The 25,708-nt window shown below is 56.3% G+C and carries 23 protein-coding genes and 1 pseudogene; all 24 read left to right on the top strand.

Annotation, left to right across the window (positions count from 1 at the left end; genetic code table 11):
• Positions 1-180 precede the first annotated feature (180 nt).
• Positions 181-2,556 (top strand): glycoside hydrolase family 65 protein, encoded by a 2,376-nt coding sequence (locus NY406_RS05680; RefSeq protein ID WP_260533143.1) that lies wholly within the window; start codon positions 181-183, stop codon positions 2,554-2,556.
• 15 nt (positions 2,557-2,571) lie between these two features.
• The gene (locus tag NY406_RS05675; protein WP_260533142.1) at positions 2,572-2,841 is read left to right on the top strand and encodes a glycosyltransferase; all 270 of its coding nucleotides are present in this window, start codon (positions 2,572-2,574) and stop codon (positions 2,839-2,841) included.
• Positions 2,817-3,785, top strand: coding sequence for a glycosyltransferase family 4 protein (locus NY406_RS05670; protein ID WP_260533140.1), 969 nt, complete (start codon positions 2,817-2,819; stop codon positions 3,783-3,785). Before NY406_RS05675 ends, NY406_RS05670 begins: the two co-directional genes overlap by 25 nt.
• 144 nt (positions 3,786-3,929) lie before the next feature.
• A complete protein-coding gene (dnaE, locus tag NY406_RS05665; protein ID WP_260633752.1) occupies positions 3,930-7,478 on the top strand; it encodes a DNA polymerase III subunit alpha in 3,549 nt (1,182 codons plus the stop codon).
• Between the two features lie 99 nt (positions 7,479-7,577).
• Positions 7,578-7,907 carry a thioredoxin gene (gene trxA / locus NY406_RS05660; protein WP_260533138.1) on the top strand — a complete coding sequence of 110 codons (330 nt, stop codon included), beginning with the start codon at positions 7,578-7,580 and terminating at the stop codon, positions 7,905-7,907.
• An 88-nt stretch (positions 7,908-7,995) separates the two neighbouring features.
• Positions 7,996-8,931, top strand: coding sequence for a thioredoxin-disulfide reductase (gene trxB / locus NY406_RS05655; RefSeq protein WP_260533136.1), 936 nt, complete (start codon positions 7,996-7,998; stop codon positions 8,929-8,931).
• A 305-nt stretch (positions 8,932-9,236) separates the two neighbouring features.
• The gene (locus NY406_RS05650) at positions 9,237-9,710 is read left to right on the top strand and encodes a rhodanese-like domain-containing protein (protein WP_260533134.1); all 474 of its coding nucleotides are present in this window, start codon (positions 9,237-9,239) and stop codon (positions 9,708-9,710) included.
• Positions 9,711-9,930: 220 nt separating this feature from the next.
• Positions 9,931-11,006: pseudogene (locus NY406_RS05645) on the top strand (YeiH family protein).
• 381 nt (positions 11,007-11,387) lie between these two features.
• Positions 11,388-11,624, top strand: coding sequence for a sulfurtransferase TusA family protein (locus NY406_RS05635; protein WP_129052470.1), 237 nt, complete (start codon positions 11,388-11,390; stop codon positions 11,622-11,624).
• 123 nt (positions 11,625-11,747) lie between these two features.
• Positions 11,748-12,113: a hypothetical protein gene (locus NY406_RS05630; RefSeq protein WP_260533132.1), complete on the top strand. Its 366-nt coding sequence runs from the start codon at positions 11,748-11,750 to the stop codon at positions 12,111-12,113.
• Between the two features lie 169 nt (positions 12,114-12,282).
• Positions 12,283-12,618: a TusE/DsrC/DsvC family sulfur relay protein gene (locus NY406_RS05625; RefSeq protein WP_260533130.1), complete on the top strand. Its 336-nt coding sequence runs from the start codon at positions 12,283-12,285 to the stop codon at positions 12,616-12,618.
• A gap of 93 nt (positions 12,619-12,711) precedes the next feature.
• The gene (dsrA, locus tag NY406_RS05620; RefSeq protein ID WP_260533128.1) at positions 12,712-13,962 is read left to right on the top strand and encodes a dissimilatory-type sulfite reductase subunit alpha; all 1,251 of its coding nucleotides are present in this window, start codon (positions 12,712-12,714) and stop codon (positions 13,960-13,962) included.
• A 108-nt stretch (positions 13,963-14,070) separates the two neighbouring features.
• On the top strand, positions 14,071-15,150 hold the full coding sequence (gene dsrB / locus NY406_RS05615) for a dissimilatory-type sulfite reductase subunit beta (protein WP_260533126.1): 1,080 nt from the start codon (positions 14,071-14,073) through the stop codon (positions 15,148-15,150).
• Positions 15,151-15,174: 24 nt separating this feature from the next.
• Entirely contained in the window at positions 15,175-16,908 is a 1,734-nt protein-coding gene (locus tag NY406_RS05610) for an NAD(P)-binding protein (RefSeq protein WP_260533124.1), read from the top strand.
• A gap of 31 nt (positions 16,909-16,939) precedes the next feature.
• Entirely contained in the window at positions 16,940-17,299 is a 360-nt protein-coding gene (gene tusD / locus NY406_RS05605) for a sulfurtransferase complex subunit TusD (RefSeq protein ID WP_260533122.1), read from the top strand.
• 2 nt (positions 17,300-17,301) lie between these two features.
• A complete protein-coding gene (tusC, locus tag NY406_RS05600) occupies positions 17,302-17,676 on the top strand; it encodes a sulfurtransferase complex subunit TusC (RefSeq protein ID WP_260533120.1) in 375 nt (124 codons plus the stop codon).
• A 62-nt stretch (positions 17,677-17,738) separates the two neighbouring features.
• A complete protein-coding gene (gene tusB / locus NY406_RS05595; protein ID WP_260533118.1) occupies positions 17,739-18,035 on the top strand; it encodes a sulfurtransferase complex subunit TusB in 297 nt (98 codons plus the stop codon).
• A 320-nt stretch (positions 18,036-18,355) separates the two neighbouring features.
• A complete protein-coding gene (locus NY406_RS05590; protein ID WP_260533116.1) occupies positions 18,356-19,306 on the top strand; it encodes a sulfite exporter TauE/SafE family protein in 951 nt (316 codons plus the stop codon).
• Positions 19,303-19,737, top strand: a complete 435-nt coding sequence (locus tag NY406_RS05585; RefSeq protein WP_260533114.1) for a DUF1634 domain-containing protein — start codon at positions 19,303-19,305, stop codon at positions 19,735-19,737. Before NY406_RS05590 ends, NY406_RS05585 begins: the two co-directional genes overlap by 4 nt.
• A 69-nt stretch (positions 19,738-19,806) precedes the next feature.
• Entirely contained in the window at positions 19,807-20,316 is a 510-nt protein-coding gene (gene dsrE2, locus NY406_RS05580) for a sulfur carrier protein DsrE2 (RefSeq protein ID WP_260533112.1), read from the top strand.
• 259 nt (positions 20,317-20,575) lie between these two features.
• Positions 20,576-21,790 carry a sulfate adenylyltransferase gene (sat, locus tag NY406_RS05575; RefSeq protein WP_260533110.1) on the top strand — a complete coding sequence of 405 codons (1,215 nt, stop codon included), beginning with the start codon at positions 20,576-20,578 and terminating at the stop codon, positions 21,788-21,790.
• 108 nt (positions 21,791-21,898) lie between these two features.
• Complete coding sequence (gene aprB / locus NY406_RS05570; RefSeq protein WP_260533108.1) at positions 21,899-22,321, top strand: adenylyl-sulfate reductase subunit beta; 423 nt, start codon at positions 21,899-21,901, stop codon at positions 22,319-22,321.
• Between the two features lie 30 nt (positions 22,322-22,351).
• Positions 22,352-24,328, top strand: coding sequence for an adenylyl-sulfate reductase subunit alpha (aprA, locus tag NY406_RS05565; protein WP_260533106.1), 1,977 nt, complete (start codon positions 22,352-22,354; stop codon positions 24,326-24,328).
• Positions 24,329-24,469: 141 nt separating this feature from the next.
• On the top strand, positions 24,470-25,708 hold the full coding sequence (locus tag NY406_RS05560) for a CoB--CoM heterodisulfide reductase iron-sulfur subunit A family protein (RefSeq protein WP_260533104.1): 1,239 nt from the start codon (positions 24,470-24,472) through the stop codon (positions 25,706-25,708).

Genomic DNA, 25,708 nt, shown 5'->3' with positions numbered 1-25,708 from the left:
GAAAAGCTCGATTGCGAAACAGTGAACTTTCTGGTTTTATAACTTTGTTACTTAAAGTTCAGGGCGGCAGAGGGGTTCAAATCTGTATGATGAGGCTCCTGTGCCGATGCAAATTTCTCCATGAAACGGCGTTGATCGTTTGATCAGCCATGCAATGGGCCTGTGCTCAGGGGAGGAGTCATGACCGGAAGTTCAGTTTCAGAAGTTGACAAGCCGGTGGATGAGCTGGATGCCTTGTTCGGGCTTTCACCGGAAGAGTGGCTGTTGAGGAAGAAGGGGTTTCGTAAAACTCCGAAAGCGATTCAGATCACCGAAACCCTGCTGACCACGGGCAACGGTTACCTCAATGTCCGCGGCAGCCTCGAAGAGCTTCCGCCGGGCCATTGCGGCGGCATGTATCTGGCTGGCGTGTACGACAAGTCAGAGGCTGATGTCGAAGAGCTGGTCAAGTGCCCGATGTGGACCGATGTTTCGGTGTGGCACGAGGGGGAGAAGTTCTGCCTGTCGTGCTGCCAGGCGCTGGAGCACGAGCAGGTGCTCGATATGAAAAAAGGAATCCTTCACCGCCGCACCACCTTCAAAAATCCGCACGGCAAAATCCTTACCTTCGAAACTTCGCGGCTTGTCTTCATGCACGATCCTCATCGCGGCTACATGCGGGTGAAGATCACGCCGAGGAATTTTTCGGGGCAGATCCGCGTCCTTTCGGGGCTGAACGGTCAGGTGTACAACCGCGGATTCTTCCCGCGCGAGCAGTACAAGCACCTCCAGCTCGAAAAGATCGAACGGGGCCGGAACTTCATGTATCTCGAAATGAAGACCCGCGAGCGGGGCATCCGTATCGCTGTGGCTGCGTCGTGGAAGATGGTTTCCGATCCGGGCCGGATGCTTCGCTGGGAGCCGAGGATTTACGGGGAGAAGTTCACCAGCGAGATCACCATTGACGCTTCGAGAGGGCATACCACCACCTTTGAAAAGCTCGCCGTTGTCATGACCAACCGTGACGTGCCGACGGAGCGTGCGCGCAACATGATGCGGGAGGCGATCTGCAATCTCAAATTCTACGTCCGCACCGGAGCGCCAGTCGAGATCGGGCGGCATATCGATGTGTGGCGAGAACTCTGGAAGCAGGCCGACGTGCGCATCGACGGCGACGACACCGCCCAGAAGGCGCTTCGCTACAACATCTACCAACTGCTCATCAACGGTCCGGCGCGGCCCGGTCCCATCGGAGCCAAGTTCCTCAGCTCGGAGGGGTATATGGGGCACGTGTTCTGGGACACCGAGATTTTCATTCTGCCGTTCTACATTCACAACTTCCCGGTGATGGCGCGCAACGCGCTGATGTACCGTTTCAACACGCTGCCTGGCGCGATCGTGAACGCCGAAAAGTCGGGCTGCGAGGGGGCGCGGTTCGCCTGGGAGTCGGCCACAACCGGCGAGGACGTGACGCCGCGTTTCGCCTCCAAGCTTGAAAAGACGATCCGCTTCATCTACACTGGCGTCGAGGAGGAGCACATCGTCTCCGACGTGATTTATGGCGTGGAGCGCTACTTCAGGGTGACCGGCGACGAAAGTTTCCTCTTGCACTGCGGGCTGGAGATGGTGTTCCTGACGGCGCGGTACTGGGCGAGCCGGGTGATCAGGCGGGGTGAGAACTATGAAATCCACAAGGTGATCGGCCCCGATGAATTTCACGAGCACGTCAACAACAACGCCTACACCAACTGGCTGGTCAAGTGGCACCTGCGGCTGGCATCCATGCTTTACCGGCACGTGGGCAAAACCGCGCCGGAGGTGCTGCGGGAGCTTGTCGAGAAGATTTCCCTCCGCGACGGCGAACCGGATCGCTGGCACGACATCAGCCGCAAACTGAAGTTTACACAGGATGCCGAAACGGGTCTCGTTGAGCAGTTCGACGGCTACTTTGACCTCAAGGATCACGTGATCGAGCGCCACGACCGCTCAGGCCATCCGGTGCTGCCGCCGGGCGTGAACTACCGGAACATCGGTCGCACCCAACTCATCAAGCAGGCCGATGTGCTGCTCATGATGCTGCTCTTTCCGCATTCGTTCAGTTTCGAGGAGAAGAAGGTCAACTACGATTTCTACGAGCCGCGCACGGCGCACAAATCCTCCCTGAGCCATTGCACCTACGCCATGATGGGGCTTGCCGTTTCGGAGCGTAACAACGCCTACCGCTACTTCATGAAGACCGCGCTGTTCGATCTCGAAAACCTGCACAACAACACCGAGCTTGGCATTCATGCGGCGTCGGTCGGCGGGAGCTGGCAGACGGTTATTCACGGATTCGGCGGCCTCGCACTCAAATCCGACCGCATCGTGCTCAACCCGTGGCTGCCCAAAAAGTGGGATCGACTGTCGTTCCGGGTCAAATGGCGCGATCGCACCGTCCACCTCGACATCACTCACAACGAAGTGACGATCACGATCGAAGCCGTTTCGGAGATGACGCTGCCCTGCACGCTCTACGGCCAGACGCACAAGATTCGTACCAATGAACCAGTTACCCTGCGTTACTGTCCGTCCAGATGAAACAGGAGTGACACGATGAAAAAGCTCAGAATCGCGCAGGTTTCCCCCCTGATTGAAAGCGTGCCGCCGAAGAAATATGGCGGAACGGAGCGGGTTGTCTACTACCTCACCGAAGGGTTGGTTGAGCGTGGCCACGAGGTGACGCTCTTTGCATCCGGGGACTCCGTCACCAGCGCCCGACTGGTCGCGCCGGTCAAAGAGAGTCTCCGCCGAAGAAATATGGCGGAACGGAGCGGGTTGTCTACTACCTCACCGAAGGGTTGGTTGAGCGTGGCCACGAGGTGACGCTCTTTGCATCCGGGGACTCCGTCACCAGCGCCCGACTGGTCGCGCCGGTCAAAGAGAGTCTCCGGCTTGGGCGGAAAACCCATTCGACCATCATCATGCACATGCTGATGCTCTCGAAGGTGTACGAAGAGATGTCGGGAGAGTTCGACATCGTCCATTCGCATCTCGAATATCTGACTCTGCCTTATGCCAGCCGTTCCCGGATGCCGACGGTGCTGACCATGCATGGACGGCTCGATGTGCCCGACTACGTTGATATTCTGAAGCGCTACAGCTCTATGGCGTGGGTTTCGATCAGCGACTCGCAGCGTGCGCCGGTGCCGGATATCAACTGGGTCAGCACGGTCTATCACGGCTATCCGGAGAACCTGTTCGAGTTTAACCCCGATCCGGAAAACTACTTTCTTTACCTTGGCCGTTTTTCGGAGGAGAAACGGCCCGACGAGGCGATCCGGCTGGCGCGGGCGTGCAAGATTCACCTGAAGCTGGCCGCCAAGATCGATACCGCCGACAAGGCATATTTCAAGGCAAAGGTCGAACCGCTGCTCGACAGTCCCTACATCGAGTACATCGGCGAGGTGGACGACCGCCGGAAAGGCGAACTGCTCAGGAACGCTCGTGCGCTGCTCAACCCTATCGACTGGCCGGAGCCGTTCGGGCTGGTGATGATCGAAGCGCTCGCCTGCGGTACGCCGGTGATCGTGCGGCGCTGCGGCTCCAGTCCGGAGGTGATTTCCGATGGAGTCAGCGGATTTGTCTGCGACAACCGGCTCGATTTCATCCATGCGATTCACAACATCGGCGCGATTTCAAGAGCTGCGTGCAGGCGCGAATTCGAGCAGCGCTTCACCCAGCGTCACATGGTTGACAACTATGAAGCCCTGTACCGGAAAGTCATTGCTGCTTCATCGGCCGCTGAGTCGCTATCTCCGGCACCATAACCAAACCATGGGCAGAAGTTGCGCTTTGAACCCCAATTTTGATCTTGCAGGAACGGCTCGAAAGGTTATTATGATGGATGACGTGCCGGGACGGAGGATGATTTCCGCGCCGTCCGGCGATTGCAACCAGACTTGAAAAGCGCCTTGGAGTTCGTTCATCTTCACACCCACACCCACTATTCGATGCAGAGCAGCCCGATCTTTCCGGGCGAGCTTTTCGCGGCCTGCAAAAAGCATGGCATGATGGCGGTTGCCGTGACCGATTATGGCGCGATGTTCAACATGCCGGAGCTTTTCGCTCAGGCGAAGAAGGCCGAGGTGAAGCTGATCATGGGCTCGGAGATCTATCTTGCAGGCACTGACTCGCGTGACAGCAGCAAACCGGCCACGCTTGTCCTGCTCATCCGCGAAGGCATCGGTTACCGCAACATGTGCGTCATCCTGTCGCGGGCGGCGCGGGACGGTTTCTCGAATGGCCTGCCGCACGTCGATCGCGCCGTGCTCGAAGAGTATCATGAAGGCCTGGTCTGCCTCTCGGCGGCGCACTCCGGTCTTGTCGGTCGGGCGTTGCTCTCCGGTGACGATGCCGAGGCGGCGCGGCTTGCAACGTATTATCGCGACCTCTTTGGCGAGCACTTCTATCTCGAACTCCAGAAGCACGGCGCCCCTTACGAGGAGCAGCTCGTGCCCGGCACGATCCGCCTTGCCGAACAGCTTGGCATTCCTCTGGTCGCGACCAACAACGTGCACTATCTCGACCGGCGCGACTCCGGCTGCTACCGGGCGATGATCGCCAACCGCACCAAGGAGCGGCTCAACAGCCAGAACCTGCAATGTTTGCTGGGTCACGAGCACTACTTCAAGTCGGCAGCGGAGATGGCCTCGCTCTTCGATAACGCTCACGGCGAGCTCGACAACACGGTTAAGATCGCCGAGTTTTGTTCCTATACGTTTGTCAACCAGGAGCCGCACCTGCCGAAGTTTCCGCTTCCGGAAGGTTTCGACAGCGAAAAGGAGTATTTGCGCCACCTGACATGGGAAGGCGCAAAAGAAAAGTATGGCGCAGGGGATGGCGAAATTCCTGAAGATGTGAAGGCTCGTATCGAGCTGGAGCTTGGCGTGATCGAGAAGATGGGGTACAGTGCCTACTTCCTCATCGTCAGCGATCTCATCGCCGCCTCGCGCAGAATGGGCTATTCGGTCGGCCCCGGCCGAGGCTCGGCGGCGGGCAGCATTATCGCCTATCTGACCGGCATCACCCGGATCGATCCCCTCAAGTACAAGCTGCTCTTTGAGCGCTTCCTGAATCCGGAGCGTATTTCGATGCCTGATATCGATATCGATTTTACGCCGGTTGGCAAGCAGAAGGTTCTTGAATACACTGTACAGAAGTACGGCCCGGACAGTGTGGCGAAGGTCGTCGCCATCGGCACACTCGGCGCGAAGGCGGCCATCCGCGACGCGGGGCGCGTGCTCGATGTGCCGCTCAAGGCGGTCGATCAGCTTGCCAAGCTGGTGCCGTCCAAACCGGGTACGTCACTCGAAGATGCTTTCCGTGAAGTCAAGGAGCTGAAGCGGCTTGTCGATACCGATCCGCAGTACCAGCAGCTCATGCAGTATGCGCGGGCGATGGAGGGACGCGCGCGTAACGTCTCGATGCATGCGGGCGCGGTGGTGATCACCGATGGCGCGCTCGAAGAGCAGGTGCCGCTCTACGTCTCCAACAAGATCGAGACCGAGGAGCGCAAGTACGCCGACGAGTTCGACCAGCGCGACATCGATGGCACCAAGGCCGACAGCAGCGACGAGAAGCAGGTGGTGACGCAGTTCGACAAGAACTGCATCGAGCAGGCGGGCCTGCTCAAGATCGACTATCTCGGCCTCGAAACCCTTGCCGTGATCGACGAGACCCTGCGCCTCATCAAAAAGCGCCACGGCATCGATATCGATCTCGAAAAGGTGCCGATGGACGACCGCCAGACCTTCCGCATCTTCCAGGAGGGCAAGATGGCCGGCATCTTCCAGTTCGAGTCCTCCGGCATGCAGAGCTACATGATGCGGCTCCAGCCAACGACCATCGGCGACATCATCGCCATGAGTGCCCTGTACCGCCCCGGCGCTCTGAACGCCGTGATCGACGAGCATCGCAACGCCGTCGATCTCTTCGTTGACCGCAAGCACGGGCGCGAGGAGATCGACTACATGCACCCGATGCTCGAAGAGATTCTCAAGGAGACCTACGGCGTCATCGTCTATCAGGAGCAGGTAATGCAGATTTCGCAGGTGATGGGGCGCTTCTCGCTCGGCAAGGCGGACAACCTGCGCAAGGCGATGGGCAAGAAAGACCCGAAGCTGATGCAGAAATTCAAGGAGGAGTTCGTCAACGGCGCGGTGAGCATCAACGTCAACGAGGCGCTCGCTACGCGCATTTTCGACCTGATGGCCGAGTTCGCCGGCTACGGCTTCAACAAGAGCCACTCGGCGGCTTACGGCGTCCTGGCTTACTGGACGGGCTACCTGAAAGCGCACTACACCATCGAGTTCATTACGGCGGTTCTGAACAGCGAGATTGGAGACACGGAGCGCATGAAGCACCTGACCGACGAGGCCAAAGGGTTCGGCATTTTCACACTACCGCCGTCGATCAACCAGAGCGACGCGCTCTTTTCGGTTGAAGAATTCAAGGGCAAACCCTGCATCCGCGTTGGTCTGTCGGCCATCAAGCAGGTGGGCGGCGGAGCGAGAGCGATTGTTGCTGCAAGGTTGCGCCGTGACGGCAAGCCCTTTCTCAATCTTTTCGACCTGACGGTCTCGGTCGATCTGCGAGCCATGAACCGCAAGGCGCTCGAATGCCTCATCCTGGCCGGAGCGCTCGACGAGATCGACCCGAACCGCGCCAAGCTGCTTGCCAACGTGGACAAGGCGATCAAGTTCGGCCAGATTCAGAACAAGGCGGTTACGCTTGGTCAGGGCGGCTTTTTCAACGATGACTTCAGTGACGAGCAGGCTGGCGTACACTATCCCGACCTCGACAACGCCGAGCCGATGCCGGACAGTGAAAAGCTCCAGCACGAGAAGCGGCTGGTCGGCTTCTACCTCAGCCACCACCCGCTCGAGCGCTACCGGCGTGACTGGGAGGCCTTCGCCAACCTCACGCTTGACATGCGCGAGGTGACGCCATCGAAGCTCTACAAGGCGATCGGCGTGATCGTGTCGGTCAAGCCCTATCAGGATCGCAAGGGCAAGCAGATGCTCTTCGGCGTGCTCGAAGACTTCACCGGCAAGGCGGACTTCACGGTTTTCGCCAGCGTTTACGAGCAGTATCGCCACATGCTTCAGCCTGACGAAGCGGTGATGCTCAGCGTCGAGGCCGAGGCGAAGGATGGCAGCCTCAAGCTGCTGGTGCGCGAGGTTGCGCCGCTCAAGAAGGTGCGCTCGACGATGGTCAAAAAGGTGGTACTGCGCATCGACGCCGACGACTCAGCCCAGCTCGGCAAGTTGCAACAGGTGCGCGAGATTTTCGAGAAGCACAAGGGCGGCACGCCGGTTGATTTCGAGGTGCGGGCCACCATCGGCCCCAACAGCGAAACCCTGAAGCTCTTTGCCCGCAACACGCCGATAGAGGCTGACGACGAGGTGCTCGATCAGCTCGAAGAGATTCTCGGGCCGGACAACGTCAAAATAACCGGATAGATTTTCGGCATTTGTTGCCAAGTTGAATTTTATTCAATTATATTTGCACAGAGTAAAATTGTTTCTCTTATCAATTGTTAACCTTTTATGTGAGTACTTATGAGCGGAAAATATTTCGAAGCGACTGACAAGAATTTCCAGGCAGAAATTCTCGATTCCGGCAAAGTTGCCCTGGTCGATTTCTGGGCTGCATGGTGCGGTCCGTGCATGATGCTTGGCCCGGTTATCGAGGAGCTTGCCGGTGATTACGAAGGCAAAGCCATCATCGCCAAACTCAATGTTGATGAGAACCCGAATACTGCCGGACAGTACGGTATCCGCAGCATTCCCACCATGCTGATCATCAAGGGCGGCAAGGTTGTTGACCAGATGGTCGGCGCTCTGCCCAAGAACATGATCGCCAAGAAGCTCGATGAGCATATCGGCTGATCTTCCATCCGTTTTTTATTCTTTGCTATCCCGGTTCAAGCCGGGATAGTTTTGTTATAATCCCAACCCTACCTCCCGGAGGCATACGATGGATAAAGAAATCAGGGACGTCGTCATTATCGGAACCGGCCCTGCCGGATATACTTCGGCCATTTACACCGGACGGGCCAATCTCAAGCCGCTGGTCATCGAGGGGCATCAGCCTGGTGGTCAGCTCATGATTACCACCGACATCGAGAACTTTCCCGGCTTTCCGGAGGGCATTCCTGGCCCGGAGCTGATGAGCCGGATGCGCGAGCAGGCAGCGCGTTTCGGCGTCGAGTTCCAGTTCGGCAGCATCACTGAAGCCGATGTCTCACGCCGCCCCTTCTCTCTGACGCTTGACAACGGCCAGGAGATTCTTTCCCGAACGCTCATTGTCGCCACCGGTGCAAATGCCAAGTGGCTCGGCATCGAGTCGGAAGCGAAATATCGCGGACGCGGCGTGTCGGCATGCGCCACCTGCGACGGATTTTTCTTCCGCAACTGCCGCGTGTTCGTGGTCGGCGGTGGCGATACGGCGATGGAAGAGGCGCTCTACCTCACCAAGTTCGCTTCCGAAGTGGTGCTCGTTCACCGGCGTGATGAGTTCAGGGCCTCCAAGATCATGAGTCTTCGGGCGAGCAAGAACCCGAAGATCACCACCATGCTCAACGAGGTGGTAGATGAAATTCTCGGTGATGACATGAAGGTGACAGGCATCAGGCTCAAGAACGTCAAGACCGGGGAGCTGACCGAGCACGCCTGCGATGGTGTCTTTATGGCTATCGGCCACGAACCGAACGCCAAACTTTTCAAAGGCCAGCTCGACATGGACGATTACGGTTACATCCTCACCAAGGCTCACTCCACCGAGACCAGCGTCCAGGGCGTCTTTGCCTGCGGCGATGTGCAGGATTTCACCTACCGCCAGGCCGTCACCGCTGTCGGTACCGGCTGCATGGCCGCCATCGAAGCCGAACGGTTCCTCGATTCGATACGTTGACCGTTCTCTCTTGTCCGGCAAAACCGGGGTTTTGAAGCTTCCGGTTTTGCTTTGTTTTGCCTGAAGAGGTCACGGTTCAGGCTCTCAACGTAAAGGGTTTTATCGCAATCAGCTTGTCCCTGGTTGTCTGCCTGCCGGTGCGTTGAGTATATTTACGCCCGTCCGTGGGTAGAGTGAGTAAGTGATGATATTCTCAAATGTAACAGCGTCTTGCTGTTTGCCTTGAAGGGGACTTCGTTTATCAGGAAGGGGAGAGCCTTTCTCCTTTGTGTTTTGAACGTATTAACAATGAGGGGTTATCGGCTATGGTTCGTTTTATAGAGCTGGTTCGGCACTGTCTTTTGGACGTCAAGGAAATCCTGCCTTGGAATCTTGTGGATCGCCTGAAGGAGAATCCTGGCCTGCTCATTCTCGATGTTCGCGAGCCGAACGAGTTTGACGCCATGCACATTGCCGGTTCGCTCAACGTGCCGCGCGGCATACTCGAGTCGGCCTGCGAATGGGACTTCGAAGAGACGGAGCCTGAACTGGTCAATGCGCGGCAGCGCGAAATCGTGGTGGTCTGCCGGTCGGGCCATCGCAGCATTCTTGCTGCTCACTCGCTGCATGTGCTCGGATATGAAAATGTCGTTTCGCTCAAATCGGGACTGCGCGGCTGGAACGACTATGAGGAACCGCTGGTGAACAAGGCGGGCGAGGCGGTCGATCCTGATTTTGCGGATCAATACTTTACCGCCAAGCTTCGACCCGATCAGATGCGCCCCAAGACAGCTTCCTGAAAGACTCCGGTGAATTTATATCACTGCATGGTCATATAGTGATTTTTCTGCTTGCCTTCGAGCGTTCTTTTCTTATTTTATTCCGCAATCTCACGATTGTTTTCATCGAAGAGTACCTGGACTCAGCATTCCGGGCATCAGTAACACACATTGACATTAAAGGAGGAGCCTGATGAAGAGCAAGAAGCACGTCCATGACGACGAGGTCACCGATAAATCGTTGAAACATGTCGATACGGAAATCCCAACCGAAGAACAGATTCACGAGGCTGAAAAATACGGATTCCATGGCCAGGTTCAGGCGGCCAAAATCAGGTTTGACAAATACTTTCCCGGCGTTCTGGCATCGATAACCGTTGCCGCTGCGGCCACCTTTCTCTCTGATCACTACGGTGCGCCGACGATGCTCTTCGCGCTGCTCATCGGCATGGCATTTCGCTTTCTCTCCGAAGACGAGGGCCGGGCGCTGGTCGGCATCCAGTTCGCTTCCACCACGGTGCTTCGAATCGGCGTGGCACTGCTTGGTATGCGCATCACCCTCGGCCAGATCCAGTCGCTTGGCGTTAAGCCGGTTGCGATGGTTTTTTTCTCGGTACTGCTCACTATTTTGTTCGGTATCGGGCTTTCCAAAATTATGGGTCGCGGAAAACGTTTCGGCGTGCTGACCGGCGGCAGCGTTGGCATCTGCGGCGCTTCCGCAGCGCTAGCTATTGCCGCCGTTTTACCCCAGGACGAGTACAGCGAGCGCAATACCATTTTCACGGTCATCAGCATTACCGCGCTGAGTACGCTGGCTATGATCGCCTATCCGGTCGTGGCTCACTGGTTCGGGCTCGACCACCAGGCGGCGGGTATTTTTCTCGGTGGCACGATTCACGATGTCGCGCAGGTGGTCGGTGCCGGTTATTCCGTATCGGAGCAGACCGGTGACACGGCGACCGTTATCAAGCTGCTCAGGGTATCCATGCTGGTGCCGGTCGTGTTTATTCTTTCACTTATTTTCCATACGAGAAACAAAAAGATGGAAACGCGCCAAAACGCATGCTTCTTCCGCCATTCATCATCTTCTTTGTACTGTTTGTCGGAATCAACAGTCTTGGCGTTGTGCCGAAACCGGCCACTCAGTTCATCAACGACGCCTCCCGCTGGTGCCTGGTTACAGCCATTGGTGCACTCGGCATGAAAACGTCGCTGAAATCGCTGTTCGAGGTTGGCTGGAAGCCGGTTTCGATCATGATCGCAGAGACAGTGTTTCTCGCTGCGCTTGTGCTCGGCTCGGTGGTCTGGATGTCGTGACCGCGCCCGGCGGCTCGCTGGTCACTTTGGCAAAAGGTTGCGCGTCGGTAGAAAAGGAAGCCACGCTTTATTGTACGGGTTTCTTGCTTGATATATGCGCTTTTTTTGCGTTTCATGTGTTTTTTGTTTTGACCGGAATGAGTTTATTTGTTTAAATTTCTCAATTATTTTTTGCCGAATTTCTATTGCGTTCATTGGGTCTCTGAATGAAAAAGGTTTTCACCTGATAGCAGCAATTCACCCCGGATGCAATCAATAATAGCCGGAAAATCAGCAAAAGACTTTTCGGCTGCCCCGTAGCATTGTAATTAAATGCGAGTGGCGAGCTGTTTTTTGTTACAGGAAAAACAATCTCCAAGCAATTTCAAGAAGGAGTTTTTTATGAGCGGAATCGCAAGCGATCTGGAGCTGAACTGTGAAGGCCTGAACTGCCCTTTGCCGATCCTCAAAACCAAGAAAGCCATCGACAGCTTGCAGAGCGGTCAGGTGCTCAAAATGATCGCCACCGATCCCGGTTCGGTCAACGACATGGCGTCATGGGCAAAGCGCACCGGCAACGATCTGGTCGAGCACACCGAAGAGGGTGGCAAGCATACCTTCTATATCAAGAAAAAATAATGCGGCGCGGCGCTCTCTTTTTTGCCCAAAGGCGTGGAGAGCGCCGTTTCTGAACATCTTGGGGCTGACTGGGTTTTTTGGTATCGCTTTTTGAAATCCCGGTTTTCTGAACAGTTCTGACATATGATGATCAATCATTATGGCGAGACTGAAACCACAGCCATGCCGAATGCGATGAACTATCGATTTTTCCTGACCTCGAACCTGCTTTCACGCCATAGGCACGCCAGCGGCTGTCTTGTCATGCCGAGTCAGCGGTTCCGGTACGGAGCGATACCGATCTTCACAAACTGTTTTTTCCCGATGGTTTCTGTTCGCAAAGCGGCTCTTTCCCTTTTTGATCTCCTTTCGGGAGTCTTGAATTTCTCCGTTTCCGGAAATGCCTCATGGCTTAAAAACGCTGCGAACAATCTTTACCGTTACCCTGATGCGAATTTTTGGCAGGGCGCGAAAAAAACAGTGGCCACTTTGAAAAATTCTGATAATTAACTATATAATCATACAGCTACAAGGTTATTCCGAGCAACACACAGCGCGATTTGGTTTTTCAATAACGATTGCCCTGATTCAGAATCGAGTCTCCTTGCTTGAGGAGCGTTCTCCGGTTCAGGATCATAAATCACAATTACCACAATTATTTTAAAGGGAGTGCTTCATTATGGCAATTGAAGTCAATGGCATGAGCGTCGAGACGGACGAGAACGGTTATTTGGTGAATCTGGATGACTGGACGGAAGAGGTAGCGGTAAAGATCGCTGAAGGTGAGGATATCACGATGGAAGAGGGGCACTGGGATCTGGTGAAGTTTCTGAGGAACTACTACAAGGAGTACCAGATTGCGCCAGCCGTGAAGGTGCTGACCAAGGCGGTAGCCACCGAGAAGGGGATGGATAAGAAAGAGGCCTCAGAGTTCCTGTACGCGATGTTCCCGAAAGGCCCGGCGTTGCAGGCCTGCAAGATTGCCGGCCTTCCCAAGCCGACCGGCTGCGTCTGAGTCGCGGCGCTTGATGCAAACCCACAACGAAATTGACGGGCGCACCGGAGCGTGCGCCGGTCACCAAAGTATCTGAGAACCAAAGGAGGCAACATGAGTGCTAACGACAGCGCTGTGAACGAGTCGTGCCATTGCGGCGGGTGCGGATCATCGGTCAACGGCAAGTTCCTGAACGAAACGCCGATGCTCGACCAGCTTGAAAGCGGACCGTGGCCGAGCTTCATCTCGGGCTTCAAGGAGCTTGCGGAGCGGACAGAGAAGCCGATGCTTCGTGGCGTGCTGGACCAGCTCGAATATTCCTACAAAACGAAGATGGGCTACTGGAAAGGCGGTCTCGTCACGGTGGACGGCTACGGCGCCGGCATCATCACGCGCTACTCGATGATTAAAGACAAGTTCCCCGAAGCGGCCGAATTCCACACGATGCGCATCCAGCCGGCTCCGGGCCTGCACTACAACACGGCGATGTTGCGCGAACTGTGCGACATCTGGGAGAAATACGGCAGCGGCATCATCACCCTGCACGGTCAGACGGGCGACATCATGCTGCAGGGCATCGAGCAGGACAAGGTGCAGGCGTGCTTCGACGAGCTGAACCAGAAGGGGTGGGATCTCGGCGGCGCAGGCGCCGGCATGCGCACCGGCGTGTCGTGCATCGGGCCAGGCCGCTGCGACAACGCCTGCTACGACAACCTCAAGCTGCACCTCGACGCGCTCAAACACTTCTCTCCGCAGGTGCACCGCCCCGAATGGAACTACAAGCTGAAATTCAAATTCTCCGCCTGCCCGAACGACTGCACCAACGCCATCATGCGCTCCGACCTGGCCGTCATTGGCACGTGGCGTGACGCGATCCAGATCGACCACGACGAGGTGAAAGCGTGGATCGCCGAAAAGGGCGTCGATGCTCTGGTCAACAACGTCATCAACCACTGCCCGACCAAAGCGATCCGGCTGCAGGACGGCGACATCGACATCTCGACGCGCGACTGCGTGCGCTGCATGCACTGCATCAACGCCATGTCCAAAGCGCTCTCGCCCGGCAAGGAAAAGGGCATCGCGCTTTTGATGGGCGGCAAGAACACGCTGAAAGTCGGTGTCAACATGGGCTCGCTCATCGTGCCGTTCATGAAGATGGAGACGGACGAAGACCGTGAAGCCTTCATCGAACTGATCGAAGAGATCATCGACTGGTGGGACGACGCCGGCCTCGACCACGAGCGCATCGGCGAAACCATTGAGCGCGTGGGTCTGAAACAGTTCCTCGACGGCGTCGGCATCGAGTACGACATCAACCAGATCTCGCGCCCGAGGGACAACCCGTATTTCAAAGCCAAGTACTGAGAGCCGCCTTTCTGGACAGCACCAGAGACGCTACGAAACAACAGCACAAACTCAGCCGTACCGGCTCCCGCGAAAGGAGCCGGTGCGCATCAACCTACAGGAACGAGCATGAGCAGTCAGGAAAGAACCTGGAAGACCATAGAGTCGGGTCCGCACACCTACGAAGAGGCGCTGCATCCGGTGGTCAGGAAAAACTACGGCAAGTGGAAATACCATGAAATTCCGAAGCCGGGCGTCTTGAAGCACGTAGCCGAGAGCGGTGACATCATCTGGACCGTCCGCGCGGGCACGCCTCGCCAGGACACCGTCGACAAGGTGCGCCAGCTCTGCGACATCGCCGACAAATACAGCGACGGCTTCCTTCGCTTCACGGTGCGCAACAACGTCGAATTCCTGACGCCGAACGAGGGCAACATCGAACCGATGATCCAGGAACTCGAATCGCTCGGCTTTCCGGTCGGCGGCACCGGCATGTGCGTCTCGGCGGTCTCGCACACCCAGGGCTGGCTGCACTGCGACATTCCGGCCACCGACGCCTCGGGCGTGGTGAAGTCGATGATGGACACGGTTTACAACGAATTCAAGGACATGCAGATGCCCAACAAGGTGCGTCTTTCGACTTCGTGCTGCTCGATCAACTGCGGCGGCCAGGCCGACATCGCGGTCGTCGTCAAGCACACCCGCCCGCCGCGCATCAACCACGACCACCTCGTCAAGACCTGCGAGCTTCCCAAAGCGGTCGCCCGCTGCCCGGTTGCAGCCATCCGCCCGACGGTCGTCGACGGCAAAAAGACGCTCATGGTTGACGAAGCCAAGTGCATCTGCTGCGGCGCGTGCTTCGGCGCCTGCCCGGCCATGGAGATCAACCACCCCGAGCACTCCAAGTTCGCCGTCTGGGTCGGCGGCAAAAACAGCAACGCCCGAAGCAAGCCCTCGACGATGAGCCTCGTCGCGCACAACCTGCCGAACAACCCGCCACGCTGGCCGGAAGTGACCGACGTGGTTGGCCGCATCCTGACGGCCTACAAAGCCGGAGGCCGTCCGTGGGAGCGCATCGGCGAATGGATCAACCGGATCGGCTGGAAACGGTTCTTCGAAGAGACCGGCCTCAAGTTCGACGACAACATGATCGACAGCTACCGTCACGCCCGAACCACCTTCAACCAGTCGGCGCACATCCGTTTTTAAGCTGAAAAGCAAAGGAGCAACCTCATGAATGCAGAATCAAACCCGATTCTCGATTTTGCGACAGAGTATGTCTTTCCTGCCTTCAGCGAACTGACAGGGACCGACAAGATCGTCGCCTTCGGGGATCACAGCCATAAATGCCCGATCTACGTCAAGCAGACGCCGCCGTGCACCGCCGAGTGCCCGGCAGGCGAAGACATCCGGGCCATCAACCGGTATCTGAACGGCACCGATCCGTCGGACGACCCGCTGAAATCGGCCTGGGAAACGGCGACCGACACCAACCCGTTCCCGGCGGTGATGGGCCGCATCTGCCCGCACCCGTGCCAGAGCAAATGCAATCGCGGCGTGCACGACGAAAGCGTAGCCATCAACGCCATCGAGCAGGTGCTCGGCAACTATGGCATCGAACATAATCTGAAACTCAAAGGCCCCGGCGCTGACACCGGCAAACGCGTTGCCATCATCGGCGGCGGCCCGGCAGGCCTGTCGGCAGCCTACCAGCTTCGCCGCAAAGGCCACGCCGTCACCATCTACGACGCCAACGAAAAGCTCGGCGGCATGGTGCTCTACGGCATCATGGGCTACCGCGTGGATCGCAAGGTGCTCGAAGCCGAAATCGGCCGTATCATCGAGCTCGGCGTCGAGACGAAGATGGGGGTCACCATCGGCAAAGACATCACCCTCGAACAGCTCGAAGCTGACTACGACGCGGTCTTCATCGCCGTCGGTGCGCAGAAGGGAAGAGGTCTGCCCGTGCCCGGCTTCGACGGCACGCCCGGTGCCACCAACGCCATCGACTTTCTGAAAAGCTACGAAGTGCTGGGCGACGACATCCCGGTTGGCAAGAAGGTAGTGGTCATCGGCGACGGTAACGTCGCCATGGACGTCGCCAGACTTGCGCTGCGTCTCGGCTCGCAAGCCACCATCATCTCCGGCGTACCGCGCGAAGAGATGGCCTGCTTCGAGAACGAATTCGACGACGCGAACAGAGAGGGCACGACGATGCACTTCCTCACCGGCACGACAGCGGTGCTCGGCGGAGCGTCGGGCGTCACCGGCCTGCGCTGCACGAAGATGGTCAAAAAAGAAAAAGGCGAGGAAGGCTGGAACTCACCGATCCCGTTCCTGCGCTACAAGCCCAATGGCGAAACCTTCGAGATCGAAGCGGACATGGTGGTTGCAGCCATCGGCCAGGCGACCGACCTGTCGGGTCTCGGCAGCGCGGCGAGCGGCCCGTGGCTCAAGGTTGACCGCAACTTCCGCATCCCCGGACGCGACAAACTCTTCGGCGGCGGCGACGCCCTGAAGGTCGATCTCATCACCACGGCAGTCGGCCACGGCCGCAAAGCCGCCTACGCCATCGACGCCTTCCTGAAAGGCGAACCGATGCCCGAGACGCCGTACCGCGAGATCACCAAACCGCACAAGCAGGACCTGCTCTACTTTCTGCACACCCCGCAGGCCAAACGCACGAGCATCGAGCCGGAGGTGGTGGTAGGCAACCACGACGAACTGCTCGAAGCCTTGACGCACGAACAGGCGCTCACGGAATCGAAGCGCTGCATGAGCTGCGGGTTCTGCTTCGACTGCAAGCAGTGCGTCTCGTTCTGCCCGCAGGAGGCCATCACCCGCTTCCGCGACAACCCGGCAGGCGAAAAAGTCTACACCGATTACTCGAAATGCGTCGGCTGCCACCTCTGCTCTCTGGTCTGCCCCTGCGGTTACATCCAGATGGGCATGGGCGACGGACTGTGATTTTCTTTAATCTCTCAAGAAAGAACCGAAGATGAACATAGGAATCCTGCTGAAGGAGGGACCTTACAACCATCAGGCGGCTGACACGGCATTCAAGTTCGCCGAGGCAGCTATCGCGAAAGGGCACAAGGTCGATGCCATTTTTCTGTACAATGACGGCGTCATCAACGCGACCAGGCTGGGCGATCCGCCGCAGGACGACCGCAACATCGCCGCTCGCTGGACTGAGCTGAGCCAGAAGCACGGCGTCGAAATACTTGCCTGCATCGCGGCCTCGAAGCGCCGCGGCATCAACGACGATGTGATGATCGAAGGCGGTGAAATCACCGGCCTTGGCACCCTGACCGACATCGCCATCCGTAACGACAGACTTTTAACTTTCGGAGACTGAACATGAGTGAAGAACAGGATATCAAGAAGATCATGCACGTGATGCGCCGCGCGCCGCATGGTTCGATCTACACCTACGAGGGATTGGAAATGATCCTCATCATGGCGGCTTACGAGCAGGATCTCTCCGTTGCCTTCATCGGAGATGGCGTTTACGCTCTCAAAAAGGATCAGGACCCCGTCGGCATCGGCATCAAGGGATTCTCCAAAACCTTCATGGCTCTTGATGGTTACGATGTGGAGAAGCTGTACGTGGACAAGCAATCTCTCGAAGAGCGGGGTTTGACCGAGGATGACCTGCTGGTCGATGTCGAAGTCATGGACTCCTCGGAGATCGGACGCCTGATGAACGAACAGGATGTCGTCATTCACCATTGATCCGGCCTTCGATTTCCGGGGCCGAATAACGAGCAACGAACACAGAAACGGTAACTTGCATTATGTTACACACCATCAATAAATCACCGTTCGAAAACAACACCTTCACCACCTGCGTCAGGTTTCTTCAGCCGGGCGATCCCGTGCTCTTTATCGAGGACGGCGTTTACGCGGTACAGGCAGGCAACCGGTTCGGTGCGCTGATCCAGACGGTACTGAAGAAGAACAATCCGGTCTACGCACTCAAGCCTGATCTCGATGCCCGCGGTATTTCCGCTATCGCCGATGGCGTAAAGACGGTCGATTATGCAGGCTTTGTCGATCTGGTCGAAGAGCACCAGGTCAACAGCTGGCTGTAATTTGTCGAAAACGTCTCGTGCGCCTCTGTTTCGTTGGGCATCCAGTTTGTCACATATTTCGGCAAAATAAAATTGAACATGTGCACGCAGTAAAAGTCGTTGCTGTGCTTTAAGGTTTGTGAGAAAAAAAGAAGCATGTGGCGCAGAATTCGCTCCTGTTTAATGATTTTCCTGGCGTATTTCCTTGCCTTGAAGGGAGTTATTGCCGGACATATCATATATTACTGTTCTTATTTCGTAGTAATTTGCATTTCTTTTTTCCCCGTAAAGAGGCATCAGGGGGCTCGACTATGTTCGTTAAAGCATAAAACCCTGTTTTAATGGTTTTAAAAAATATCAGAAACTGGATCATTCCGGGCGTTTTTGGATTGTTGCTTTTTCTGAATCCCGATATGGTGTCTGCTGCTGAGGCGGCTGGGGTAACGACAACGGCGCCCTGGTGGGTGTGGGTGCTCGCATTGTTCGTATTCTCCTTTCTGCTTGGCATTGTGGCAGTGCTGGCCGGCGTTGGTGGCGGGGTGCTTTTTGTACCTATCGTCAGCGGTTTTTTCCCGTTTCATATTGATTACGTCAGGGGCGCAGGTCTTCTTGTGGCTCTTGCCGGTGCACTTTCAGCCGGACCGCCGCTGCTCAGAAAAGGCATGGCTGATCTCAAGCTTGGTTTACCCATGGCCTTGGTCGGTTCGGTCAGTTCAATCGCCGGAGCTTTGGTGGGGCTTGCAATACCGGCCAAAAGCGTTGAATTTCTGCTTGGCGTCGTGATTCTCGGAATCACCGCGATCATGCTTAAGGCGGGGAAGTCCGGATATCCCGAGGTGAAGAAACCTGACGCTCTTTCCAGGATGCTTGGTATTTCGGGGTGTTATTTTGAGGAGTTTGGCCAGCACGAGGTTTCGTGGCAGGTGCACAGGACGCCGGTTGCAACGGTGCTGTTTTTAATCATCGGCTTCATCGGGGGGATGTTCGGCCTTGGCGCCGGATTCGCCAACGTGCCGGTTTTTAACCTGCTCATGGGTGTTCCGCTGAAGGTTGCCGTGGCAACCAGTGGTCTCGTACTTTCGATCAATGGGTCGGCGGCAGCTTGGGTTTACATGTTCAATGGTGCAGTGCTTCCCATCATTGCGGTGCCCGCCGTCGGAGGCATGATGCTCGGCTCGAAGATCGGGGCAAAAATGTTGCCGAAGGTCAACACCAGAACCATACGGCTGATCGTCATCACCATCCTGGCGCTCGCGGGTTTTCGTTCATTGATGAAAGGAATGGGAATATGAAAGAGCTCAAACCCGGCAAGCTCTACGCCGACAGCGTACAGCTCGCTTACGCGAAAACTCTTGAATTTGTATCGCACGCGATTATCATCGTGATGGCGATTGGTTTTATACTCTACATTTTCCGGTTGCTACCGCTCACCGTACCGGTGGAAACCGTCGCGGCGAACTGGCATCTCAATGCCACCAAACTGCAGATGAAGATTCACCATCATTGCGGCTGGAGTTGCTTTGAGGATGTGCATACGTTCATGCATGGAGATGCCATCAGTTATGCATCGGTAGTTTTTCTTTCCATGGCCACCATGGTGTGCCTTGCTACGGCCACCATAGCTTTTTTCAAGGAGAAAAATCGCATTTACCTCCTGATAACTATCCTGCAGGTGTTCGTGTTGCTTGTTGCGGCCAGTGGCAAGCTTACCTCCGGTCACTGACTGGCCAAAAGGCAGCAGCCGGTACGAGTGAAAAATTCTCAAAACGATAAACCAGAAAATTCATCGTCTATGTCCGACACCAAAAAACTTGCGATTATCGCATCCAAGGGAACCCTTGACTGGGCCTACCCGCCCTTCATTCTCGCTTCGACCGCCGCCGCCATGGATATGGAAGCGGTGGTGTTTTTCACCTTCTACGGCCTGCCTCTGCTCAAAAAGGAGATCGATGCCAAGGTGACGCCGGTCGGCAATCCGGCCATGCCGATGCACATGCCTTTCGGTAGCAAGGAGTTCCAGGCGATCAACTGGCCGATTCCTAACCTTATTTCTGGTAACATTCCCGGATTCGATACGATGGCGACCATGCTGATGAAGGAGACCTTCAAGAAGAAGGGGGTTGCCACCGTTGAACAGCTTCGCGAAATGTGTATCGAGGCGGGAGTCAAGTTCATCGCCTGCCAGATGACGATGGAGGTTTTCGGCTTCGACAAGTCGGAATTCATCGAAGGTGTCGATTATGGCGGCGCAGCCTCTTTCCTTGAATATGCAGCGGATGCCAATATTTCGCTCTTTATCTGAGCGCAGAAAAGGGGCAGGAAAGGGTCGTGACGCTTCCGGTTTATGAAATTATTTTGCATAATTACATACTCAACAACCGGAAGCTCCCTTCTCCTGGAATGTTCTTGCTGGCTGCCGTTTTTTGGCTGAGGAGTTTGGTAAATACATCAGGATTCAATAACATGAATTTTATTTTTTGCAGTCTCCTCTGGCAATGCGTCAGCCGCTCCACGACATTCTCTTGCTCGATTCTCAATAACTCACATTAAAAAGGAGTCCCATGGCGTTAGTCAATCCACATGGCAAGGAAAAGGTTTTAAAGCCGCTTTTGCTGACCGGTGACGAGTTAGTCAGCGAAAAGGAGCGGGCCAAATCTATGAAACAGGTCAGGCTCTCTTCAAGGGAGACTGGTGACTTGATCATGCTTGGGATCGGCGGTTTCACTCCGCTGACCGGCTTCATGGGCCATGCAGACTGGAAAGGAAGCGTCGAAACATGCACCATGGCAGATGGCACTTTCTGGCCGATTCCGATTACGCTTTCGACCTCGAAGGAGCAGGCAGACAGCCTTGCCATCGGCGAAGAAGTGGCTCTGGTCGATGACGAGACCGGCGAGCTGATGGGCAGCATGAAGATCGAGGAGAAGTACTCCATCGACAAGACTCACGAGTGTCGTGAAGTGTTCAAGACCGACAATCCCGAGCACCCTGGCGTGCTGATGGTTATGAACCAGGGCGACGTCAACCTCGCAGGACCGGTCAAGGTCTTCAGCGAAGGCACCTTCCCGACCGAGTTCGAGGGTATCTACATGACCCCCGCCCAGACCCGAAAAATGTTCGAGGAGAACGGCTGGAGCACCGTAGCCGCATTCCAGACCCGCAACCCCATGCACCGCTCCCACGAATATCTTGTCAAGATCGCTGTCGAAATCTGCGACGGCGTGCTCATCCACCAGCTTCTCGGCAAACTCAAGCCGGGCGATATTCCCGCAGATGTCAGGCGTGACTGCATCAACGTCCTGACCGAAAACTACTTCGTCAAGGGCACCACCATCCAGGCGGGCTATCCGCTCGACATGCGCTACGCCGGCCCGAGAGAGGCGCTGCTTCACGCGCTTTTCCGCCAGAACTTCGGATGCAGCCATCTGATTGTCGGACGTGATCACGCCGGCGTCGGCGACTACTACGGCCCCTTCGATGCGCACCATATCTTCGATCAGATTCCAGCTGACGCGCTTGAAACCAAGCCGCTGAAGATCGACTGGACCTTCTATTGCTACAAGTGTGACGCCATGGCGTCGATGAAAACCTGCCCGCATGAACCGGCCGACAGGCTCAACCTGAGCGGCACGAAGCTCAGGAAGATGCTCTCCGAAGGCGAGGAGGTGCCGGAGCACTTCAGCCGTCCGGAGGTGCTTGAGATTCTGAGGCGCTACTATGCCGGTCTGACCGAGAAGGTTGACATCAAGATGCATTCCCACGCAATCGGGAAATGATGGTTTTCCGGGAAACCGGGATACCCTGTTTTTTTATCTCGCTTATATCCAATGGCTTCGTAAATCGCGGGCACAGCCTGCAAATTTTCGGTTAAAGGAGGACAAATTATGCCAAGTTTCGTCATTAAAGAAAAATGTGACGGCTGCAAAGGGCAGGAGAGGACAGCTTGCATGTACATCTGTCCGAACGACCTGATGAAGTTGGATGTCGAAAGGATGAAAGCCTGGAACCAGGAGCCCGACCAGTGCTGGGAGTGCTACAACTGCGTGAAGATCTGCCCGCAGCAGGCGATCGAGGTCAGGGGATATGCCGATTTCGTACCGCTGGGCGGAAACGTTATCCCGCTTCGTGGTACCGACGCCATCATGTGGACCATCAAGTTCCGGAACGGTATTCTGAAGCGCTACAAGTTCCCGATCAGGACCACCTCTGAAGGTTCGATCGATCTGTACTCCGGCAAGCCCGAGCAGGATTACGCGAACCTCAAGAAGCCTGGATTCTTCAACATGACAGAATATCCGACCCTCTAAACAAACAAATTACTCAAGGAGGCATTATCCATGGGAGTTGAAAAAAACGAATTCAAGTTTAGCCAGAAGCCCGAAGTTGTTTATGTGGATACGGATATTCTGCTGATCGGCGGTGGCATGGCTTGTTGCGGCGCGGCGTATGAAGCGGCCAAGTGGGCTACCCCGAAAGGCCTGAGAATCACGATGGTTGACAAGGCTGCCGTTGACAGAAGCGGTGCTGTCGCCATGGGTCTTTCCGCTATCAATACCTACTGCGGCGAGAACGATCCGGCCGATTACGTCAAATACGTAAGAACCGACCTTATGGGCATCATTCGTGAGGACCTGGTTTATGACCTTGGCCGTCACGTTGACAACTCGGTTCATCTTTTTGAAGAGTGGGGTCTTCCGGTCTGGAAGCGCGACGAGGATGGTTCGACCATGGACGGCGCGAAACCGGCTCCGAAACTCACCGAAGGTGGCAAACCGGTCCGTTCCGGTCGCTGGCAGATCATGATCAACGGCGAATCCTACAAGGTCATCGTTGCCGAGGCCGCCAAGAAAGCCCTCGAATACAACCGCAAGGAGACCGGCGTTGAGCAGAACCTGTTCGAGCGCGTCTTCGTCAGTGAACTTATCCACGACAAGAACAATCCTGGCAAGGTCGCTGGCGCTATCGGCTTCAGCGTCCGTGAGCACAAGGCGTACGTCTTCACCGCCAAAACCATGCTGCTTGCCTGCGGCGGCGCCGTGAACGTCTACCGTCCGCGCTCGACCGCTGAAGGTCAGGGGCGCGCATGGTACCCGGTCTGGAACGCCGGCACCACCTACGCACTCGCCGCACAGGCCGGTTGCGAACTGGTGCTCATGGAGAACCGTTTCGTGCCCGCCCGCTTCAAGGACGGCTACGGCCCGGTCGGTGCATGGTTCCTGTTCTTCAAGTGTAAAGCCACCAACTCGCTTGGCGAGGACTACTGTGCCACCAACCTCGCGGCAGCCAACAAGGATTTCGGCAAGTACGCCGAGGATCCGCACAAGCTGACCACCGCCATGAGGAACCACATGATGATGATCGACATGAAGGCCGGCAAAGGCCCGATCCTCATGAGGACTCACGAAGCGATGGCCGCGCTTGCCGAAACCATGACCCCCAAGCAGATCAAGCACCTCGAAGCCGAGGCATGGGAAGACTTCCTCGACATGTGCATCGGTCAGGCTGTTGTCTGGGCCGGTAACAACATCGAGCCTGAGAAGACTCCTTCCGAGCTTATGCCAACCGAACCCTACCTGCTCGGCTCGCATGCCGGTTGCGCCGGTATCTGGGTCAGCGGCCCTGGCGACATCAAGGGTGTCCCGGCGGAATGGAGCTGGGGCTACAACAGGATGACCACCGTCGATGGTCTGTTCACCGCAGGTGACGGCGTCGGCGCATCGGGTCACAAGTTCTCCTCCGGTTCACACGCAGAAGGCCGTATCGCCGGTAAGAGCATGACCGCCTACTGCCTCGATCACGCTGACTACAAGCCGGAACTTGGCCGCGATGTTGACGAAGTGATCGCCGAGATCTACGCTCCGATGGAGACCTTCGCCAAGAACAAGGATTACAGCACCGATCCGTCGGTCAACCCGAACTACATCAGGCCGAAAATGTTCCAGGCCCGTCTCCAGAAGATCATGGACGAGTATGTCGCCGGTGTGTCCACCTGGTACACCACCAGCAAAACCATGCTCGAAAAGGGTCTTGAGCACCTGTCGCTTCTCAAGGAGGACGCCGAGAAGATGGCTGCCAGTGATCTGCACGAGCTGATGCGCGCATGGGAGAACTACCATCGTTTGATGGCGGGCGAAGCCCATGCACGTCACATCCTCTTCCGTGAGGACAGCCGCTATCCCGGTTACTACTTCAGGGCTGACCACTTCTACGTCGATGACGAGAACTGGAAGTGCTTCACCATCTCGAAGTACGATAGGGACAGCAAGGAGTGGACTCTCTCGAAGAGGGACTACGTCCAGGTCGTTCCGGACTGATCCGCTTACCGTTCAGGCATATCCCCGAGGTATCACCTCGGGGATTGCTTTATCGGCATCCGGATTTTGCAAGTTGCATACTGCGTTGTTCCCTGTTTTCAGGAATGTTGATTTTTGAGAGTTTATCCGCAGAGAAAAATCATGTCAGTTGAAACCATTTTAGTTGTCGGCGGCGGCATTAGCGGAATAACCACGGCGGTCGAGGCTGCTGAGGTCGGCTACAATACCGTGCTTGTCGAGAAGAACCCCTACCTTGGTGGCCGGGTTTCACAGCTCAACAAGTATTTCCCCAAACTGTGCCCCCCGTATTGCGGACTGGAGATGAACTTCAGGCGCATCAAACCCAATCCGAAAATCACCGTCTACACCATGACCGAAGTCGAGTCGGTGAGCGGTCAGGAAGGAAATTACAGCGTCAGGCTCAAGGTCAGCCCGAGGTTCGTGAACGAAAAGTGCACGGCCTGCAATGCCTGCGCGGAGGCATGCCCTGTGGAAAAGCCGAACGAATTCAATTTCGGGATGGACAAGACAAAAGCGGCCTATCTGCCGCATGTGCTGTCCTATCCCATGAGATATGTGATAGATAGAAGCGCTTGCAAGGACAACTGCGACAAGTGCGTCAAGGCGTGCAAATACAACGCCATTGATCTGAATATGAAACCGCAGACCATCGAGATGAAGGTTGGCAGCATCGTGTACGCTACCGGCTGGAATCCTTACGATGCGACCCGGATGGACAATCTTGGTTTCGGACGAGTCAAGAACGTCATTACCAACATGATGATGGAGCGTCTTGCCGCACCGAACGGACCGACGGGCGGAAAGCTCCTGAGACCTTCGGACAACAAGGAGGTCAAGAAGGTGGTCTTCGTGCAGTGCGCCGGATCGAGGGACGAGAATCACCTCAACTACTGCTCGTCGATCTGCTGCATGGCGTCGCTCAAGCAGGCCACATACGTCCGCGAACGCATTCCGGATTCACAGGTTGTCGTGGCCTACATCGATTTGCGCGCACCCGGCAAGTACGAAGAGTTCCTCAACAAGGTTGAGGCTGACGCGAACGTGAAGCTGGTTAAAGGCAAGGTCGCCAAGATTGAGGAAGACAACGCCACTGGCGGTGTCATTCTCGAATTTGAGGATGTCGAGGGCGGCGGAAAGAGCCATGAGCACGCCGACATGGCTGTGCTTGCCACCGGTATGGAGCCCTGTGTCAAGACCAGCTCCATGCTGAGTTTCGAGGAGAACGGCTTCATCAATGGCGGAACAGCTGCCGGAATCTACTCGACCGGCGTGGCCAAGAGGCCGTCCGATGTGACCACATCCATTCAGGATGCGACCGGAATGGCATTGAAAAGCATTCAAAGTCTCGTGAGGAGTTAA

It is taken from the genome of Chlorobaculum sp. MV4-Y, assembly GCF_025244685.1.
Classification (GTDB): domain Bacteria; phylum Bacteroidota; class Chlorobiia; order Chlorobiales; family Chlorobiaceae; genus Chlorobaculum.
Note: the sequence above shows the minus strand (reverse complement) of the source record. Positions and strands in the feature narration are given on the sequence as shown.